General features: G+C 64.2%; 14 protein-coding genes and 2 pseudogenes. 7 read left to right on the top strand and 9 right to left on the bottom strand.

The genetic code is table 11. The features are described from left to right. Positions 1-107 precede the first annotated feature (107 nt). The 4 genes from RKE25_RS05280 to RKE25_RS05265 all read right to left on the bottom strand — a co-directional run bounded on the left by RKE25_RS05280 (position 108) and on the right by RKE25_RS05265 (position 6,476). Positions 108-350: a hypothetical protein gene (locus RKE25_RS05280; protein ID WP_311841211.1), complete on the bottom strand. Its 243-nt coding sequence runs from the start codon at positions 348-350 to the stop codon at positions 108-110. Positions 351-706: 356 nt separating this feature from the next. Continuing rightward, positions 707-2,158 carry an efflux transporter outer membrane subunit gene (locus tag RKE25_RS05275; protein ID WP_311841210.1) on the bottom strand — a complete coding sequence of 484 codons (1,452 nt, stop codon included), beginning with the start codon at positions 2,156-2,158 and terminating at the stop codon, positions 707-709. Beyond that, entirely contained in the window at positions 2,155-5,352 is a 3,198-nt protein-coding gene (locus tag RKE25_RS05270) for an efflux RND transporter permease subunit (RefSeq protein ID WP_311841209.1), read from the bottom strand. The genes RKE25_RS05275 and RKE25_RS05270 overlap by 4 nt, the downstream gene beginning before the upstream one ends. Next, on the bottom strand, positions 5,349-6,476 hold the full coding sequence (locus RKE25_RS05265) for an efflux RND transporter periplasmic adaptor subunit (RefSeq protein WP_311841208.1): 1,128 nt from the start codon (positions 6,474-6,476) through the stop codon (positions 5,349-5,351). The genes RKE25_RS05270 and RKE25_RS05265 overlap by 4 nt, the downstream gene beginning before the upstream one ends. 149 nt (positions 6,477-6,625) lie before the next feature. On the opposite strand from RKE25_RS05265, the gene RKE25_RS05260 reads away from it, so the two are divergent. The 3 genes from RKE25_RS05260 to RKE25_RS05250 are packed head-to-tail and all read left to right on the top strand — an operon-like array spanning position 6,626 to position 8,142. Beyond that, positions 6,626-7,234, top strand: a complete 609-nt coding sequence (locus RKE25_RS05260) for a TetR/AcrR family transcriptional regulator (protein WP_311841207.1) — start codon at positions 6,626-6,628, stop codon at positions 7,232-7,234. Positions 7,235-7,262: 28 nt separating this feature from the next. Next, the gene (locus tag RKE25_RS05255) at positions 7,263-7,631 is read left to right on the top strand and encodes a VOC family protein (protein ID WP_311841206.1); all 369 of its coding nucleotides are present in this window, start codon (positions 7,263-7,265) and stop codon (positions 7,629-7,631) included. Continuing rightward, positions 7,588-8,142: a gluconokinase gene (locus RKE25_RS05250; RefSeq protein WP_311841205.1), complete on the top strand. Its 555-nt coding sequence runs from the start codon at positions 7,588-7,590 to the stop codon at positions 8,140-8,142. The genes RKE25_RS05255 and RKE25_RS05250 overlap by 44 nt, the downstream gene beginning before the upstream one ends. Before the next feature lie 113 nt (positions 8,143-8,255). Here RKE25_RS05250 and RKE25_RS05245 read toward each other — a convergent pair whose 3' ends face one another. Continuing rightward, positions 8,256-8,558, bottom strand: a complete 303-nt coding sequence (locus tag RKE25_RS05245; RefSeq protein ID WP_311841204.1) for a hypothetical protein — start codon at positions 8,556-8,558, stop codon at positions 8,256-8,258. Between the two features lie 598 nt (positions 8,559-9,156). Between RKE25_RS05245 and RKE25_RS05240 the strand changes: the two are divergent. Continuing rightward, positions 9,157-9,430: pseudogene (locus tag RKE25_RS05240) on the top strand (transposase); the annotation flags it as partial. Between the two features lie 8 nt (positions 9,431-9,438). Here the strand turns inward: RKE25_RS05240 and RKE25_RS05235 are convergent. From RKE25_RS05235 to RKE25_RS05220, 4 genes are all read right to left on the bottom strand, one after another. Next, positions 9,439-9,678 (bottom strand): hypothetical protein, encoded by a 240-nt coding sequence (locus tag RKE25_RS05235; protein WP_311841203.1) that lies wholly within the window; start codon positions 9,676-9,678, stop codon positions 9,439-9,441. 70 nt (positions 9,679-9,748) lie between these two features. Further along, positions 9,749-10,024 (bottom strand): hypothetical protein, encoded by a 276-nt coding sequence (locus RKE25_RS05230; RefSeq protein WP_311841202.1) that lies wholly within the window; start codon positions 10,022-10,024, stop codon positions 9,749-9,751. Next, positions 10,024-10,920: an RHS repeat-associated core domain-containing protein gene (locus tag RKE25_RS05225; RefSeq protein WP_311841201.1), complete on the bottom strand. Its 897-nt coding sequence runs from the start codon at positions 10,918-10,920 to the stop codon at positions 10,024-10,026. Before RKE25_RS05225 ends, RKE25_RS05230 begins: the two co-directional genes overlap by 1 nt. Positions 10,921-10,932: 12 nt before the next feature. Then, entirely contained in the window at positions 10,933-16,323 is a 5,391-nt protein-coding gene (locus tag RKE25_RS05220; protein WP_311841200.1) for a chitinase N-terminal domain-containing protein, read from the bottom strand. Positions 16,324-16,553: 230 nt separating this feature from the next. Here RKE25_RS05220 and RKE25_RS05215 point away from each other — a divergent pair. From RKE25_RS05215 to RKE25_RS05205, 3 genes and pseudogenes are all read left to right on the top strand, one after another. Beyond that, positions 16,554-16,904 (top strand): annotated as a pseudogene (locus RKE25_RS05215) (integrase core domain-containing protein); the annotation flags it as partial. A gap of 290 nt (positions 16,905-17,194) precedes the next feature. After that, positions 17,195-17,656, top strand: coding sequence for a pilin (locus tag RKE25_RS05210; RefSeq protein ID WP_311841199.1), 462 nt, complete (start codon positions 17,195-17,197; stop codon positions 17,654-17,656). A 141-nt stretch (positions 17,657-17,797) separates the two neighbouring features. Further along, positions 17,798-18,643, top strand: a complete 846-nt coding sequence (locus tag RKE25_RS05205; RefSeq protein ID WP_311841198.1) for an isocitrate lyase/phosphoenolpyruvate mutase family protein — start codon at positions 17,798-17,800, stop codon at positions 18,641-18,643. The last annotated feature ends 77 nt before the right edge of the window (positions 18,644-18,720 follow it).

Below are 18,720 nucleotides of genomic sequence, written 5' to 3'. Positions count from 1 at the left end.
GCCCGGAAGGTTTGCGGCCGGAGCCGTGAGCGCGAGGGCGCTGCCCGCATACCCGCCCCAGGGCCCCCAGCCGCAAGCCTTCGGGGCATCGGAACCGCGCGGATGCATCAACGAAGCGTATGGCGGCGCCTGGACGCGACGGCATGCTTGTCGCTTTCGCCGCTGCTCAAAGCGAGGCGGAACGCGGCATAGAACGAGGCGACGGCAGCGAATCGCCAGGCGCCGGCGTCATCGCCGCTCCTCGCCGTCAGTTGCGCGACGGAGAACAGAAACACCAGGCCACTCGCGATCATGCCCGCGAGGCGGAGCTGGAGCGGAGGGGGCTGTGGCTTGCGGACGACTGTTTTCATGCCGCCATCGTGCGCGCCGGGGGCGTAAAGAAGCGATATGGCGAGGTGCGGCGGAGCATATAGATTGCGTAAAGAGCGGTGTGGCCTGGGTGGATGACGGCGGACACCCATGGGCGCCGTGCGCTTGTTGGCGTTCGCCGGCGCATAGATACGAACTGCAGGACCTAGGCAACCCAACGAGTGAACTCTTCTCCCCTGCGGGGAGAAGATGGCGGTAGCCAGATGAGGGGCGGGTGCTCGAGAAAGAGGCACTACGGAGTGAAGGCGTGCTTTAGAACTTCCGCTTCACCGCTCCGTAGGTGCCCCTCACCCCAGCCCTCTCCCCGGAGGGGAGAGGGAGTAAGTGGCGCTTCGAGCTATCTCACAGCGACGTCGACGACAGGCTCGCCCATCGCCTGATACAACGCCGCCGTATCGATCAGGCGCGACGCCGTGGCCTGGATCTCCTGCACCCGCGCGTTCTGCCAGCGCTGCTCGGTCGCCAGGGTGAGCGGGTACGGCGCGGCACCGAGCGCGTAGCGGCGCTTGGTGTCGTCGTGCGACTGCTTCGCGGAGGCCGCGCCGCTCTGCGCCGCCTGAAGCGCCAGCGCGTCCTGGTCGAGCGCGGTCAGCGTATCGGCCACGTTCTGGAACGCACCCAGCACGGTCTGCCGGTACTGCGCGTTGGCCGCCTCGTAGGAAGCGATCGCCGCCTTGCGCTGCGCCCACAGGGCACCGCCGTGGAAGATCGGCTGCGTCAGCGACGCCGTGGCGCCCCAGATGGTGCCCGCGCCGGTAAACAGCTTGGCCTTATCGAAAGCCGCCGAGCCCAGCGAGGCCGACAGCGACAAGTGCGGAAACAGATTGCCCGTGGCGACGCCGACTTGCGCCGAGGCCGCGCGCACCGCCGCCTCCGCCGCCAGCACGTCCGGGCGCTGCTTCAGCAGTTCGGACGGCAGCGACACCGGCACGTCCGCGGGCAAGGTGAAGCTCGCCAGCGGGAGTGCTTCCGGCGCGCGGTCCGGCGTGCGTCCCAGCAGCACGGCTAGGGCATGGCGTTCACGTATCGCTTGGGCACGCAGTGCCGGCAGGCTGCTTTCGATGGAGGCGGCACTGCGTTGCGCCGCGAGCACATCCTCATGCGCCGCGGCGCCGAGGCGGTAGGCCTTGCCGGTGAGTTCGACCTGCTCACGCGCCAGCGCTGCCAACCGCTCCGTGGCCTGCACCTGTTCGGCCAGCGCCGACGCATTCACCGCCGTGATGACGATGTTCGCCGCCAGCGCGCGCCGCGCCGCATCGAACTGGTAGGACTGCGCGTCCACCTGCGCCGCGGCCTGCTTCACTTCGTTGCGCGACACGCCGAACAGATCGAAGTCGTAGCTCAGCTGCAACTGCCCGGCGTACACGTTGTAGATGTTGGTCGGCTTGCCCAGGTTGGGCAGGCCGAGCGCACGCTGCCGGCTCACCTGCCCGCCGGCGTCGAGCGACGGCCACAGCGTGTCGCCGACCACCGCGCGGTATTGCTGCCGCACCGATTCGAGCGTGTGGCGCGCCGCGTCCAAGGAAGGGCTGTTGCGCAACCCTTCGTCGACCAGCGCATCGAGGTCCGCCGAACCGTAGGCCTTCCACCACTCCGGCACGGCGCGCGCGCCCAGCGCGAAGCGCTGCGCCACGCCCTGCGCTTCCGCGCTGGCCGAGGGCGTCGGCGCCACCGTGTAATGCGCGGGGTCCGGTGCCTGGGGCGGCTTCGCCGGCGGCGCGAAGGAACAGCCGGCCAAGCCGAGCGCCATGGCCAGAGCCGTGGCGCGGACGGGATGAAAACGCATCATGGGGCGATCTCCTTCGGTGCCTCGTCGGCCTTGACGCGGTACCAGGCGGCGTACAGCGCCGGCAGATAGAACAGGGTGAGGATGGTGGCAACCGTGATGCCGCCCATCAGCGCAGTGGCCATCGGGCCGAAGAAGTTGCTGCGCAGCAGCGGGATGAGCGCCAGCACGGCCGCGGCGGCGGTGAGCGTGATCGGGCGGAAGCGCCGCACGGTGGCCCCGACGATCGCCTCCCAGCGCGAGTGGCCGTCGCGGATGTCCTGCTCGATCTGGTCCACCAGGATCACCGAGTTGCGCATGATGATGCCGAACATGGCGATGGTGCCGAGCATCGCCACGAAGCCGAACGGCTGGCGGAACACGAGCAGCGACACGATCACGCCGATCAGGCCCAGCGGCGCGGTCAGCACCACCATGAAGGTGCGGCCGATGCTCTGCAGCTGGATCATCAGCAAGGTGAGCACGGCGATCATCATCAGCGGCATCTGCGCATTGATCGAACCCTGGGCCTTGGCGTTCTGCTCTACCGAACCGCCGACCTCGATGCGATAGCCCACCGGCAGTTGCTTGCGCAACTCGCCCAGCTTGGCGTCGATGGCGTTGGTCACGTCCAGGCCCTGCGCGCCGTTGCGCGTGTCGGCCTGCACGTTGATCGACGGTTGCCGGTCGCGCGCCCAGATCACGCCGTATTCCAACCCGTAGTGCACCTTGCCGAGCTGGGCGAGCGGTATCGCCGCGCCGCCCGGCGTGGGCAGCGCGAGGTGCTCGATCTGGTCGGGATGCACGCGCTCGTTCTTCGGCGCCCGCAGGTCCACGGCGATCAGCTTGTCGCGCTCGCGGTACTGCGTGACCGTGGTACCCGACAGCGACATGGCGAGGAAGTCCGCCACGTCCTGCGAGGTGACGCCGAGGCGGCGCGCGGCGGCCTGGTCGATCTCGAAGCGCACGGAGCGTTCCGCCGGTTCGTCCCAATCGAACTGCACGTTACGGGTGCGCGGGTCGGCGCGCATCACGCCCGCCAGCTTCTCGGCGATGCCGCGCACGGTGGCGATGTCGTCGCCGCTGACGCGGAACTGCACCGGGAAACCGACCGGCGGGCCGTTCTCCAACCGGCTCACGCGGGTGCGCACGGCGGCGAAGTCGCGCGCCAGTACGCCGTCCAGGTATTTCGCCAGGGCTTCGCGGTTCTCCACGTCCTTGGCGGTGACCACGAACTGGGCAAAGTTCGGCTGGGCCAGCTGCTGGTCCAGCGGCAGGTAGAAGCGCGGCGCGCCGCTGCCGACGAAGCTGACGTAGTTGGCGACTTCCTTGCGCTCCTTCAGCACGTTCTCCATGCGCTTGACCTGCGCCAGCGTGGCATCGAAGGAACCGCCCTCGGGCAGGCGCAGATCTACCAGCAGTTCGGGACGGTCGGAGCTGGGGAAGAACTGCTTGGGCACCAGACCGAAGCCGGCCATGGACACGATGAAGAGCGCGACCGTCACCACCAGCACCAGCGCGCGGTGCTTCAGGCAGTAATCGAGCATGCCGCGGAAACGCTGATAGAACGGCGTGTCGTAGATCTCGATGTCGCCGCCATGTTCCGGGCGTTGCTTGGCGCCGGCACGCCGCGCCTCGCGCCAGCGCGCGGGCAGGAAACGCGCCCACCATTCGTCGCCGGGCTGGGTCCGCGCGTGATGCTCCGGCAGGAGGTGATAGCCGAGCAGGGGAATCAGGATCACCGCCGCCAGCCAGGACACCAGCAGCGCGATAGCGGAGACCTCGAAGATCGAGCGCGTGTATTCGCCCGTGCCCGACTTGGCCAGCGCGATCGGCAGGAAGCCGGACACCGTGACCAGCGTGCCGGTGAGCATGGGGAACGCCGTGCTGGTATAGGCGAAGGCCGCGGCGCGCGTGCGGCTCCAGCCCTGCTCCAGCTTCACGGCCATCATCTCGACCGCGATGATCGCATCGTCCACCAGCAGGCCCAGCGCCAGCACCAGGGTGCCGAGCGAGACCTTGTGCAGGCCGATGCCCATCAGTTCCATGCACAACGCGGTGGCGGCGAGCACGAAGGGGATGGAGATCACCACCACCATGCCGGTGCGCAGGCCCAGGCTGATCAGGCTGACCAGCAGCACGATGGCAACCGCTTCGGCGACAGATTCAAGGAAGTCATCGACCGAATGCGCGACGGCATGCGGCATGCTGGTGACTTCGGCAAGCTTGAGGCCGGCGGGCAGGCGCTTCTGCAAGTCCTTCGTCGCCTGGTCCAGCGCCTTGCCGAGGTGGATCACATCGCCGCCCGGCTGCATGGTGATGCCGACGCCCAGCACCTGCTGCGACATGAAGCGCATCTGCTGGCTGGGCGGATCGTCGTAGCCGCGCTTGATGGTGGCGATGTCGCCCAGGCGGAAGCTGCGCTCGCCCACGCGCAGCAGGGTGTTCTCCAGCGCGGCCACGTCGTTGAACTGGCCGGTGGGGCGCACGTAGACGCGATCGTCGCCCGTGCTCATCACGCCGGCGTTGGCCACGGCGTTCTGCGCGTTGATGGCCTGCGCGATCTGCTGCGGGCTGATGCCCAGCTTGGACAGGCGCGCGTTGGGAACTTCGATGGTGATGCGCTGGTTCTGGTCGCCGAGGAAATCCACCTTGCCTACGCCGGGCACGCGCAGCAGTTCGGCGCGCAGCTGGTCAGCATAGTCGTGCAGCTGGGCCGGCGTGAACCCGTCGCCTTCCAGCGCATAGATATTGGTGTAGACGTCGCCGAACTCGTCGTTGAAGAATGGCCCCTGCACGCCGGGCGGCAACTGGGCGCGGATGTCGCCCACCTTCTTGCGCACCTGGTACCAGGTGTCGGGCACGCTGGAGGCAGGCGCGGAATCCTTGATGTTGAAGAAGATCAGCGACTCGCCCGGGCGCGAGTAGCTGCGCAGGAAGTCGATCGACGGCGTTTCCTGCAGCTTGCGCGAGATGCGGTCGGTGACCTGGTCCTGCACCTGCTTGGCATCGGCGCCGGGCCAGTAGGTCTGGATCACCATCACCTTGAAGGTGAAGGGCGGGTCTTCCGACTGCGACAGGCGGCTGTACGACAGCATGCCGAACAGCGCGATCATCCCCATCAGGAAGAACACGAAGGACTGATGGCGCAGCGCCCACGCCGAGAGATTGAAGCGGCCTTCGTCGTGGCCGCTTCCTGGATTCGCGGGCTGCGTCATAGCGGGCTGTCCTCGGCGTGCGGCGGCGCCATCGGCGCGACTTTCTCGCCGGCGCTCACCGCGTGGACGCCTTGCATCACCACGCGCTCGCCCGCTTCCAGGCCGGTGCCGACGAACACGTCGCGCTCGCCGTAGCGCAGGACGGTGACGGGGCGCAGTTCCAAGGTGGAATCGGCAGCGCGCACCACCCAGACCGCGGGCTTCTCGCCCTGGTGGAACAGCGCGGTGGCCGGCAGACGCACGGCCTTGCCGGGGCCGGCTTCGCCGGCGAACGCCACGTCCGCGGTCATGCCCAGGCGCACGTGGGGGTCGGGCGCATCCAGGCCGAGCTTCACGCGGTAGGTACGCGTCTGCGGATCGGCGGCTGGGGCGACCTCCCGCACGTGGGCGGCCAGCGGCTGGCCGCCGACTGACAGCAGGGACACGCTCGCCGCCTGCCCCGGCTTCACTGTGGCCACCCGGTCCTCGGGCACGTCGACATAGACGTCGCGCTCGCCCGACCACGCAAAACCGAATACCGCCTGCCCCGCCGCCAGCACCTGCCCGACCTCGGCATGCTCGCTGGTGATGGCGCCGTCGCGATCGGCGACGAGGGTGTTGTAGCGGCGCTGGTTGCGCGCCAGCTCGTACTGCTGCTTCGCCTGAGAGTGCGCGGACAGCGCGGAGGCATAGGCGTCGCGCGTCTGCTCCAGCTGCATCTGGCTGATCAGGTTGTCCTTGGCCTGGGCTTCGTCGCGGTCGCGCTGCTGAGTGGCGTACGTGAGCCGGTGCTCGGCCGCTTCCAGCGCGGCGCGGGCGGAAGCCTCGTTCTTGTCCGCGTCGGCGTCGTCCAGGCGGGCCAGCTCCTGGCCCTTCTTCACGATGTCGCCCAGCCGCGCCTCACGGGAGATGAGCTGGCCGGGAACGCGGAAGGCCAGCGGCATCTCGTAGCGGGCGTGGATCTCGCCCGGGAAACGCAGGGCCTGCGTACCTTCGGCTGCCGGGGCGGGCAGCGCGATGACGGGTCGCGCGGCTTCGGCTTCGGGCGCCTTGTGGCCGCAGCCGGCGAGCGCCAGAGCCGATGCGGCGGCCAACCATGCGGCGGCCTGGCGCGCGCGGCGCGCCGGGAAATGTCGATGTGTCACGAGCCAATTCCTGTGGGGAGGGGAGTCCATGTGGCGGCCCGGAATGCGGCCGTCGCCTTGATACGGCAACGAACTCTAATACAGTGTTGTATTTGAGTACAACAAGGTATTCAAATGGTGACTTCCGGCCTACGTGGTACGATGCCTGCATGGCGCGCAAACGACTCACCCGCGAAGAAAGCCGAGACCAGACCTACCAGCGTCTGCTGGAAGCGGCCGCGCACGTGATCGCCAAGAAGGGCTTCGCAGCAGCGAGCGTCGAGGACATCGTCGCGCAGGCCGGCTATACGCGCGGCGCGTTCTATTCCAACTTCAAGAGCAAGGCCGACCTGTTCATCGCCCTGCTCAGCCAGGACCACCAGTGCGTGCGCCAGGACCTGCAGAAGATCCTGGACGCGCCCCTGTCCATGGCGGACATGCAGGAGCAGATCTCGCAGTACTACGTGCAGGTCTACCGCGACGAGAAAAACTTCATCCTGTGGGCCGAAGCGCGCCTGCTGGCGCTGCGCGACGCGAAGTTCCGCGTCCGCCTCAATGCCTACTGCGCCGAGAAGCGCGACGACATCGCGCACATCATCGAGCAGTTCTTCAAGCTGCGCGGCATCGAGCCGCCCGCCCCGCCCAAGAACCTGGCGTACGGCACCATGGCGCTGATCGACGGCATGCGGTTCTTCAACGAAACCGCTCCCAAGGAGCTGACGGATGAAGCCGCGCAGCACACGCTGGGCGTGATCTTCAACGCGACGTTCTTCAAATAGCGTACGGCGCTGCCGCAGCGGAGGCCTCATGACGATCACCGGCATCATCCCGCAGCTGCGCACCACCGACATCACCGCCTCCGTCGACTTCTACACGCGTATGCTGGGCTTCGCGGTCGAGTTCAACTACGAGGATTTCTACGTCGGGCTGCGCGCGGGCGACCAGCTCGTGCATCTCAAGCGCGTGGACGACAAAGACCCCTCCATCGCATACGTCCAGCATGGCGGCCATCTACATCTGTATCTTCAGACCGAAGGCGTCGCCGCCGCCGCGGACCGGCTGAAGTCGCTCGGCGTCACCTTGGTGGAGGACGTGCACGAAACGCCCTGGGGCACGCGCGAAGTCGTCCTCCATGACGACCAGGGTCACACCCTGTACCTGGGCGAGCCGCTGTAACGACATGCCGGAGACGATGCCTGCGGTGGTGGTGATGGGCGTGGCCGGCTGCGGCAAGTCCACCGTGGGCGCGGCGCTGTGCTTGCACACCGGCGCGCGGATGATCGAAGGCGATGCGTTCCACCCCGAGAGCAACATCCGCAAGATGAGCGCGGGCATCCCGCTGGACGACGCCGACCGCGCCGGCTGGCTCGCGCGACTGGGCGAGGAACTGGCGAAAGCCATCGCCACCGGCGACACCGCCGTACTCGCCTGTTCCGCGCTCAAGCGCCGTTATCGCGATACCTTGCGCGCCGCCGTACCGGATGTGGGCTTCGTCTACCTGGCTCTGACGCCGGCCGAGGCCGCCGAGCGTGTGGCGCATCGCCCTGGGCATTTCATGCCGGCGACGTTGATCGACAGTCAGTTTCGCGACCTGGAGCCACCGACCGGCGAGCCACGGGTGCTGACGGTTCGCGCGACGGAACCGTTGGCGTCGGTCGTCGATAGCGTCGTCGCGTGGTGGCGTTGAAACGGCGCCGACCCACACGTCTGATGCCTCTCTGCACGCACTTCGCGGCACCTGCCTGAGCTCACGCCTCGCGATGAGCCCAGGCCAGGGGTGCTGAAATGACGAGGCGCCCGCTACGCCACCGACGTCGAGCGCTCCACCTCACTCCGAACCCCTTGCCACTGCATCCGCAGATGCGCCTGGGTGGCGCTGCGCGTGCCCATCTCGATGAAGGCGCAGATTCCTTCCAGCATCGTCGTCAATCGCTGCTCGTCCGGGCTGCCGCGTTCTTGCACCAGCTCCGTCAGCACCAGCAGGCTGCTGTGCGCGTACTGCAACCACTCGGTGGCATCGTTCAACAATGCGTCCGGGCCGGCGTCGGGATCGGAAAAGTAACGCGTATGGCGGGTGGTCCAGGGTTCGCCGAAGACGTTCATGGGTAACTCCTTGTCATGAAATGCCGCTCCCCGTTCCGAGAACGGCACGCCGCAGACAGCACGACGTGCCGCGATCACACGGACTCGAGGGTTCACCGACGGCCCATGCCTGGGCGCCGGGCGGCTGATTGAGGAAGTGGGCTGCGGCGTCAGTGCGTTCCGCCGTCGCGCAAGGCGACGCGCCGGGTTGCACGGCTAAGGACAATCCTTGCGAAAACCACTTAGGCCGCGGTTCTTCAACCGTGCCTGCGAGGGGTGCAGACGGCCCGGATGAGCGGTGGGGGTGTCGCCGAGGGGATCGGCGGGCGTGCGGGTGCCGTATGATCTGGGGTAGCCATGATCAACTCTCTGATAGTTGGTGATGGTCAGCGGGTCAGGGGTGTTGGCGCACCCTTGGCCCGCGCTCTCATGGCACTGCTGCCATGGTTGCCCGAGACACGTCTGGAACCGCTACGCGGGCAACGGGATCGACACTAGCAAAATCGATTTTGGTTGTCTGTAGGTGCACGCATGCCATGTGCGCGCACTCGCGCACTCGCGTGCTTGCGTGCTTGCGTGCTTGCGTGCTTGCGTGGGCCAAGGCCAGCGGCGTGGCCATTCAGTGCATCCAGCCCGGAAAGCCCAACCAGAACGCCTACATCGAACGTTTCAACCGTACCTTCCGCGAGGAGATCCCCGACCAGCACCTGTTTGCCCGACTGGAAGATGTCCGTGAGGCGGCCTACTGGTGGATGCTCGACTACAACGAGCAACGCCCCCACGAATCGCTCGGCGACATCACGCCCGCCGAGTACCGTCAACAAGCCACCAGCAGTTCTACTTTTGAAGTGTCTGCTTGGCGGGGCAGCTTATGGCCTCGACACGCGCGATGATCACCTGATCAGAAGCAACTCGAGACTATGTAAAAAGACACAGACTCGACCTTGCTGGCGATGGTGCCAAGTTGCACTACCTCGTCCTTGGGTGCCCGATACTCGGCATAGGCCGGCCCCGCCAGCAATGAAGCGGCCAGCCAATCAAAAAACATCAACCTAGGTTTGTGGTTGTAGGGATGCACGTAGTCACCTCGCCGCTGAAGTTTGTGGCTCTTGCGAGTCGGCTCACCCAATTCTTTGGTCACCTGGGTCTCGATTTCGTGGCCCCGCACGCCCCACCAGATATCCCCGTCAAGAAGGGGACTGTGCCATTGACTACGAGATAACAAAAAAGGCCCAGATCAAAACCAGCGGGTAAAGATAAAGCATGATTCGCAGCCCCCGCATCGCCACTTTGAACCAGACCGGATAACCCTCTTTCGGAAGACGTTCGTCAAAAATCATTCTGGAAACCGAGAACATATCCTTTGCGGGAAGTCCCGAGAAAAGATCCGGATCCACACTGCCAAGCCTGGAATACAGCGCTCTTGCACCAAAAACATAGATGGTTGCATACACTGCCGCGATGGCTATGGAGTATTTGGCTTCCATCACAGGCTTCCTTGAGGACGATTATCCGAACTCTCGGACAAGTTCCATTCCAAGACCTTTACTTCAGGAGTGTAGGAGTGAAACGTGCCATATCCAAGGCCAGCCTTCGGAGTCGCAGTAAATGATCCGCCCTTGCCAGGATTGAAGTCGATATCGAGACCGGCGTGTAGCACTTCGCCATACTCGAACGACGGACCTCCTCCGAATGAATAATCCGTACTCTTCGCCGAAGAATTTTTCGCAAAATCAAAGACGAATCCCTTCCTTGGCTGAAGATCAACACTCACGTTCTGACCGAATGCCACGGGCAAGTAGGTAATGCTTCCTTCCCCATGAAGCAGACTCTGCTGAATCCGGACGCCAGGACCTCGGGCAATTGCTACGTCTATCTTTATATCAACCTTCTCCATCTTCTTGTTAGCGGCTTCAGCGACGTTATCAAGCCGGCCGCTCAGCTCTGACATTTGCTGCCAGAAATAGAGACCCTTCATGGCTTGATTAGCCTGCCTTCCATCAGGATCGATGTAATTGACTGGATTGCCTCTCGCATAGGAATAGCGGCTGAAGCCGAACAAGTTTCCTGGCTCAACTCCGAGGGGATCGACGCTCAAGAACTGTCCATCCGTCATGTAATACCTGGCCTGCATATAGACCAGCCCGGTTTCCCGGTCATTGACGTGACCGGTGTAACCAGGCCCAGATGGAAGCTGCGAGCTGCCATCGACAGCTCGCCCATAAGGACGATAGTCGAACTGAGCGACCAGGTTTCCGCCAGCATCGGCCTCTGCCAGGACAGTACCCTGATGATCCACATACACATAGGTCACCGTACCTGCCGAAGAAATCCCATGCCAGAGAAGCAGCGAAAGAACCAACCATCCACTTTTGCCGCTCATGTTCGCTCCCGGTCAGTACGCATACGCCCATTCTGAGCATCCCACGGCATTACAAGCCCGTACCTGATAGCCATAGAGCGGAATCTCCCCCACGGCCCCGTTCTCCACTACCAGCGACGTCGCCGTACCCGCCTGAAGAATTTCTCCCGTGTTGATCCGCATGACCTGGTAGCTCGTCGCACCGGGCGAAGCGTTCCACTTGATGGTCAGGCGCTCGGACTTGGGACTGGGGAAGCTGTCGATGGCTTGCACATTGGTCGGCATGGGTGGAACCAGGGCCACGCTGATCGACCCCACTCCGCTCCATGGGCCGCAGCCTCCCGCGTTACAGGCCTGCACCATGTAGCCGTACGTGCCATTGCCCTTGCCGGAAGTGCTCCAGCTCGTGTTCCCGTTGGCCTGGACGGTCATCCATCCTCCACCGTTCGCCTGCTCCACCAGCGTATAGCTGGCAGCTCCGCCAACGCCGCTCCAGCTGACCGTATAAGCACCCGAGTTGCTGCTTACCGGTACGCTGATCGAGGGGGAACCGCTTGGCGGAATCGTTACTGCCACGGCGCTGCTGCCGGCAAGGTTGCCGGACCAGCCATTCGTGTTGCCGGCCGCGACGAAGAAGGTATAGCTGCCGGATACCGTGGCGTTCACGGTGACATTGGTCGAAGGACCGCTGTATACCCTCGTCCAGCCGCCGCCATTGATGGACTGATAGAGGTCGTAATACGTGGCATAAGCGCTCGACGCCCAGGACACGCTTACCGGGCCATTGCTGGACGCCGGCACAGTGATCCACGCCGGGGTCGGCGGAATATGCGCAATGGTCACCGCCCCCGATGCCGCCCAGGCGCTGCATCCGACGGCATTGCACGCCTGGGCCTGGAAGACGTAACTGCCATCCGCCGGATTGTCGATAGCATACGCGGTCGCTGCGCCGCTATAGGCATCTGCCCATGCCCCGCCATTGAACTGCTTCTGCAGCTTGTAACTCGTCGTACCCGACGAGCTCGACCAGCTCACATTGATGCGACTCAGATCGGCCAGTTTGTCGGCACTGATGCTCGCCGGCGCGGCCGGCGCCGTCGGCAGCGCCGGGACACTGTAGACCCCGGAGTCGGCCACCAGGCTGTTGTCGTTACCCACGGGAGAAATGCCATGGATATAGATCTTCTGCCCTGCGTACTGCGAACGCGTGGCACTGGTCAGGGGAATGACGAACCGGTAGCTGCCCGACGAGACGCCACAAGCCGTAGCCACCGCCGCTTCACTGGCCGCGTTCGCCGTGTACCCGCCGATCATCGTGCCCGTGCCATAGGGGCCACCGACGTACAGATGGACCGCGATGGATTGCGCCAAGCCCGATGAGCATGCCCATCCGGTAATGCTGGCGTTATTGCCGCTTGCGTCGACGCTCACGCCATCGACATGGCCGAGGATTCTGGACGTCGATCCCTCGGCGCGAGCGATCAGCTTCTTGCCGAGATAGATGTAATCCGTGGTCTTGGTCGTCGTCGCATCGTACTGATACAGCAGGCGACCTTCCTGGGTATAGAAGTAATAGGTCGAGTTGCTGCCGTTGGCGGGAGCCTTCAGCACGCGGCGTCCGGCGGCATCGTAGGCATAGGTGTCATAGCCCGGGATGCTGGTCAGCTGGTTCTTTTCGTCGAACACCAGCGTATTGCCATTCCTGCTGGTGACGTTGCCGCGCGCGTCGTACCCCAGCGTCATCACCGCGTTGCCCGCCTGGGTGATGCCCGTCAGACGATTGGTGGCGTCGTAGTTATAATCTAGCGATTGCCCCGCACCACCTCGGTTGCGAATGTTGTTTAGAGGGTCGTACTGGTAGGTTTCCGTGCCCCACAGTCTATCCGCCCGCGCGCTGGCCAGGCGATTGAGTGCGTCGTAACCGAACGATTTGCTCCGCGGCCCGCCCGCGAGGTCGGTGATGCTGCTGATGTTTCCGTTGTTGTCGTAGGCGAAGTCTTCGCTGAGATTGATCGTCCCGCCTTTCGCATAGGTGAAGTTGCTGATGAGCTGCCGGGCGTTCTTCTGCGCCAGATACTCGGCGCCGTTGCCATAGACGAAATGGGCAATCTCGCCGTCCGGGTGATAACTGACGCCGGTGGCGTAACTGCCCGCCTGCGTGGGGCGCCCCAAGGGATCGGGCGCGTAATCGACCACCGTGGCATCAGGATAGGCGATGGAACGCAAGTTCCCATAACTGTCGTGGGCATATCGAATGACATTGCTTCCGTTACCGATGACGCTCAGCGTCTCGGCGGTCAGCTGCCCCAGCTTGTTGCGCTCGCCAACCCAGCTGGTGATACCCGAATCGGCCTGCTTGACGTTGCCGAGCGCATCGTAGGTATACAGTGTGCTCTGTGTTCCCGTCGGCGGCAGCAGCTTCTCTAGCCGGTTCATCGGGTCGTAGGTCCGGCGCGTCTTGGCGGCTTCCGCCACCTGCTCCTGGCCGCAGGCCGTGCCGGTGATCGAAAGGCCCGAGGCGGTCCAATCGACGTTGTTGGCGGCATCGTACGCCGTGACTTCGCTTCCGCTTTCCGGTTCCCAGGTACGGCAAAGGCGGTGATATGTGTCGTAGTAGAGCTGTTTGGTCACGTCGGCCACATAACCGTTGGCCGAGCCCCACTGCCGTATCGCCGTGGGGTTACCGTAGAGATCGCGCACGATGGACTGACTCACGCCTTCCGGTGCCTGGACCGAGACCACCGCGTCGTAGTTCGGCTGGTCGAAGACCTGGTAGCGCGTGGTGGTCACGTAGCCCTTGGCATCGGTGACCTGCCGCCCCGCTCCAGGCAGGTACGCGGTGCTCGTCGTCAGCGACCCAGTTTCTGCGGATTGCTGCATCCTGGTCACACGGCCCAGCGCATCGTAGGCGGTGAAGACACCACTCCCGATCGCGCCGAGATCGGGCTGACCGGCGACCGGATACGAGGCGAAGGTCTTCTGACCTTTCCAGTCGTAATCCGAGCGGGCGCTGATATGCGAATTACCGTCGCTGGCGATGTAGGTATCGACCAGGACGGGCCGCAACATCACATCGAAATAGGAAACGACGCGCGAATCCCCTTTGCTTACCGTGCGCCGCCAGTGGCCGCCGCCGATGCCGCGCTCCGTGGTCAGCACAAAATCGTAGGCGAAAGTCTTCGGATGCCATGCGGCTTCATCGCCCGCTGGATAAACGATGGACGTGACGCGCCCCACGGCGTCGTAACCATAACTCGTGGTGCTGCCGGCCTGGTCCGTAATGCTGGCGATTTGTCCGAAATCATCCACCGCCAGGTGCTGACTGGTGCCATCGGGATAGCCGATGGTCTGCGGAATGCCACGCTTGTAGTCGCTCAGCGTGGTCGTGTGGGTGTTGCCATCCGTGAAGGAGGCCAGCTGGCCTTGCGCATTGAAGGCATAGCTCATGGCCAGCTGGCCGAAATGCCAGCGCCTGCTCAGCGTGACCCGGCCAAGATCGTATTCGTTCCGGCTGACCGTCTCGCCCGTCGTTAGGTTGTCCACTTGCAGCGGCAGACCGAGCACCCAATGCGGGTAGTCGTCGAGCAAGGAGGTCTTTTCCTCCACCGCGGCCTGGCCCGACACGTTGCTGAAGCGCTGCACCTGGATGGGCCGGGCGAACCCGTCGAAGCCGGTGACGCGCCAGGTGTAGGCATCGCCCTGGTCCTGCTGCAGCGTGCGCTCGCCCACCGGCGTCAGCGTGCCGGACTGATCGAAGTTCATGCCGAACTGCAGGTTGTCGCCCAGCACCGCCGGCCACGGGCCGGCAGTCGCATAGCTGCTGATTTCTGAGCGCTGAAGATCCGTGCCGACGCCGCCGCCGTAGTAGTCGACCCGTTTCAGCAGGCTCTCGGTTCGATCGAAGCGATTGCTGAAGGTGTAGCGGGTACCCCGTCCGTCCGGATCGGTGACATCCGTCCATACCGAGTCCCCGCAGCTGCCGCAATCCTGGGCCCAGCTCTCGTTGGAAGGAGAATACGCATAGTTCCAGGTACGGTCGGGCATGCCGGCGCCGGAAAAGACCTTCTGCGTCAACGACGCCGAAACGAACAGCGAGGGAATGCCGATGTAATAGACACCCCGCTCGAGAATGCAGCGCTTGGGTACGTAGGAGCGTCCGCGGATCGTCGAGGTAAGGGTGAACCTGCCGGTCAATCCGGACGGATGACGCAAGGTCGCCGTACTGGACGTGGCGTTCTGAGGCCAGGTCGCGATAAGACAGCCGTCGAAAGAGACCAGCTCGCTTTGTGGCCCTACGATCCCGGCCATGTCCAGCGACCACGCGCTGCCGTCGGGTTGCTGCACCGTGATCAGGCGCGGCGCGCTGGTATCGGCACTGTAGAAATACCTCCATTGGCGGGCACCTGCCGCGGTCTGCAGCGTGGCGGACGTCGCGCGGTAGCCGACCGGGTAATAGCCAGAAGGATCCTGCCAGGCCTCATAGGCGATGGTGAGCTGACGGCCATCGCTGGCATCGATCGTGGTCAGATTCCCCTGCGCGTCGTAGCTGTACTGCAGCCAGTTGCCGAAGCGGTCCTCGACGCGCCGCGCCAGCATGGAAGCCACGCGACGCTTCAGGGCACCGCCGCCCGGATGGGCGATCGCCGGCGCGTCCTTGTAGATCAGCCAGGTCAAGTAGTATTTGTTGCCGTCTGGCGCGACGGCCAGGAAACCTTCGCCCGGCTGGCCGTTGTCCGTGGCGGGCAGGCAACCGATGGCCCAGTGCTTTTTCGTAACGACCGGAAAGACCATCGGAGAGCCGTCCGGGAGCTGCATTTGCGGGATGTGGTTGTTGCCTGCATCGCGCAGCAGCAGGTCCTGGCTCCCTTCACCGGGAATCTCCAGCTGATAGCCGTGCCACCAGACATTGGGTTCCCAATCGACCGGCTCCTGCCCTGGCTTGGTCGGCACGAAGATGGTACCGCCGCTCTTGAACCGCGTGCATCGGTCGTTCTCGCCGATGAACGTCCACAGGTCGACCTGATGTCCCTGGCTGTCGGTGAACTTTACCTCCGCCGATAGCGTTTCGATCTTCGGCACCGACAGGTCCCAGTCGACGAACGCGTTGCTGGCGAATTCGATCGCCCTCGACGAAGGACTGCTGGTATCGGCCGCGCGGAAGGTGCGCGTGAACAGCAGCGGCAGGCCATTGCCTTTCTGGCTGACGTCGGTCTGGGTGAAGGAGATGCTGCCGTCGTAGAGGTTGATCTGCTCGCCAAAGGGTGTTTCGCCCAGCGGCTGGACGTCCTCATTGACGCGGATCAGCTTCTTGTATTCATCCTCCAGCGAGACCGAACCGGCTTGCGACCAGACGGCCGGAGAGGAAAGCAGCAGAACAACAGCCAGCACCGCACGGCGCACTCCGCGCCCGCAAAGACTCGTCATGATTCCCCCGTTTTTGGCTGCGTCCCGGCGAACGCGTGGCGCCGGTCCCCGCCCCCCCAGGACCTTTGCGCTTTAAAAGAGTAAGCAGGTTCGTATGCTTGTCGCAAGAAAACTCGATGGACCGCAAGTTTTCACCCGGTTGTTACCGCCCGCAGGCAAGCCATGCGAACCGCCACCGATATCCGCCGCACGACCGCGCCGATGGTCGCTACGGCTCAGACCAAGACCATCTGCGCCAGCCCCCGCCTGGACTGATTATGCACACCGATCGCGGCAGTCAGTGTGCCAGCCAGGCGCATCGCGACATGCTGGCACGCTGCGGACTGGTCGCCAGCATGAGCCGCAAGGGCAACTGCTGGGATAACGCGGTGATGGAGCGGTTCTTCCTGAATCTGAAAATGGAGCACGTCCGGCAGCGCCGCTACGCCAACGCGAACGAAGCCATCGCCGACATCACCCACTACATCGTCGCCTTCTACAATACCCACTGGCTGCACTCCACTCTCGGCTATCGATCTCCAGCCGACTACGAGAAAAGCCGCCGCGTGATATCCCTTAGTCGGGTGTCTACTAAAACTTGACCACGACATCCGCGCCGGGTCGGATGATCTGCGCTAATAGGTCGCTCCCATCTAGCCGACTTTGACGTGATGACCAGCAGCGACGACCGACATGGCGAATGCCCTCCAACGCGGAAGTGAGGACTACGGCATCTTTTCCGCTCCTGTAACGCACTCAAGGTGGAAACGGCTCCAGCCGATATGCTCAGATGCAACTTCCTCGCCGTTCCGTAGGCCCGCTGGCATTGGCGGCTGGCGTACGGCAAGCCCATCCCATTTCGCCGTTCTTTCATGCCAGGGGGCATACGAGAATGCATTCCAGCACCGGCCGGCAGGCGGGTTTCACGCTTATTGAGTTGATGATCGTGGTTGCGATCATCGCGATTCTCGCCGCCATCGCGATTCCGGCTTACCAGGACTACCTGATCCGAACTCAGGTGATGGAGGGTTTTTCCCTGGCGGAAGGACCGAAGTTGTCCGTCACCGAGTACTACGACAACACCGGCCAGTTCCCGACCACGGAGGCCCAAGCCGGGCTACTGCCGGCCAATGCCTATGCCGGAAAGTATGTCAGCCGCGTGGATGCCATCACCCGACCCGGCAACATCCTCGTGCACTTCGACAGCACCGGTGGCCAAGTGGCCAACAAGGCGATCGACGGGCTTCAGTTGGGTTTCTCGGCCATCTCTGCCGAAGGCTCGATCAAATGGGTCTGCACTAACCGCAATATCAACGGCATTCCGCTGAGGTATCTGCCTACCAGCTGCCGTTGAGCGTTGCGCCCAGGAAAAACCGGCAGCGCCTGCGCGGCTAAAGCCGGCAAAGGCGATGGCTAAAGATTCTGACAGCCCGGCCAGGCCGCTCCATGGCCTACTTCACCTGCCCGACGTGGGGTGAAAACACAGGCCAGGATCATGAATCGCCAGCAGAGAGAGCGCGCCGAGCTTTTCCATCGACTGCATGCCGGCCCGGCGCCATTGATGCTTCCCAACGCCTGGGATGCCGGCAGCGCACGGGTGATCGAAAGCGCGGGCGCCAAGGCGATCGCCACCACCAGCGCCGGCATGGCCTGGGCGCTTGGCTATCCCGATGGCGAGCAGTTGCCTGTGCAGGAGCTGCTGGAAGCCTGCCGGCGTATTGGCGGAGTGGTCACTGTGCCAGTCAGTGTCGATATCGAGCGCGGCTATGGACAAGACGCACACGCTACTGGCGAACTTGTCGGTGCGCTGATCCAGTTGGGCGTGGTGGGTATCAATATCGAAGACGGTACCGAGCCCGGCACGCAGACGCTGGCGAAGCCGAGCGTGCTGTGCGAGCGCATTGCCTGTGTGCGGGCGATCGCGCGGCATCATGATCTGCCGTTCTTCATCAACGCGCGCATCGATACCTACCTGAGCAACCTGTCGCCGGAAGCGCGTCTGGAGGAAACGCGAAAGCGCGCTCTGGCCTATATCGATGCCGGCGCCAATGGCATCTTCCTTCCTGGGCTGGCCGATGCCGAGGAGATCGCAACGCTAGTGCAATGGCTACCGGTACCGCTCAATGTCTACGCCGGCTATCCGGGCGCACCCGCCGCGCAAGCGCTTCAACAGTTGGGTGTGCGACGCATCAGCTTAGGTTGCGGACCGATGCAGGCCGCGCTGGCGCACCTGAGCACCATGGCGACGGAAGCGCTCGATGAAGGGCGTTACGACACGATGGGCCAGCGGATGTGGTCGCCGGCCGAAGCGAATGGCTTGTTTCGTAGTGGTGCGCACTAGACGGTTGGCGCGCATGAGGTGCCTTACGTTGGCATGGGCGTCCGACTGCTCAGCCGGTCGCCCGACGGCAGCGCTTG

This window comes from Dyella sp. BiH032 (assembly GCF_031954525.1).
Classification (GTDB): domain Bacteria; phylum Pseudomonadota; class Gammaproteobacteria; order Xanthomonadales; family Rhodanobacteraceae; genus Dyella_D.
This window is presented reverse-complemented; position numbering and strand designations above follow the sequence as displayed.

What these genes read in the sequence shown, in the direction of transcription:
- RKE25_RS05280 (WP_311841211.1), bottom strand. Translation starts at nt 350, where the DNA reads ATGAAAACAGTCGTCCGCAAGCCACAGCCCCCTCCGCTCCAGCTCCGC.
- RKE25_RS05275 (WP_311841210.1), bottom strand. Translation starts at nt 2,158, where the DNA reads ATGATGCGTTTTCATCCCGTCCGCGCCACGGCTCTGGCCATGGCGCTC.
- RKE25_RS05270 (WP_311841209.1), bottom strand. Translation starts at nt 5,352, where the DNA reads ATGACGCAGCCCGCGAATCCAGGAAGCGGCCACGACGAAGGCCGCTTC.
- RKE25_RS05260 (WP_311841207.1), top strand. Translation starts at nt 6,626, where the DNA reads ATGGCGCGCAAACGACTCACCCGCGAAGAAAGCCGAGACCAGACCTAC.
- RKE25_RS05255 (WP_311841206.1), top strand. Translation starts at nt 7,263, where the DNA reads ATGACGATCACCGGCATCATCCCGCAGCTGCGCACCACCGACATCACC.
- RKE25_RS05250 (WP_311841205.1), top strand. Translation starts at nt 7,588, where the DNA reads ATGACGACCAGGGTCACACCCTGTACCTGGGCGAGCCGCTGTAACGAC.
- RKE25_RS05245 (WP_311841204.1), bottom strand. Translation starts at nt 8,558, where the DNA reads ATGAACGTCTTCGGCGAACCCTGGACCACCCGCCATACGCGTTACTTT.
- RKE25_RS05230 (WP_311841202.1), bottom strand. Translation starts at nt 10,024, where the DNA reads ATGGAAGCCAAATACTCCATAGCCATCGCGGCAGTGTATGCAACCATC.
- RKE25_RS05225 (WP_311841201.1), bottom strand. Translation starts at nt 10,920, where the DNA reads ATGAGCGGCAAAAGTGGATGGTTGGTTCTTTCGCTGCTTCTCTGGCAT.
- RKE25_RS05220 (WP_311841200.1), bottom strand. Translation starts at nt 16,323, where the DNA reads ATGACGAGTCTTTGCGGGCGCGGAGTGCGCCGTGCGGTGCTGGCTGTT.
- RKE25_RS05210 (WP_311841199.1), top strand. Translation starts at nt 17,195, where the DNA reads ATGCATTCCAGCACCGGCCGGCAGGCGGGTTTCACGCTTATTGAGTTG.
- RKE25_RS05205 (WP_311841198.1), top strand. Translation starts at nt 17,798, where the DNA reads ATGAATCGCCAGCAGAGAGAGCGCGCCGAGCTTTTCCATCGACTGCAT.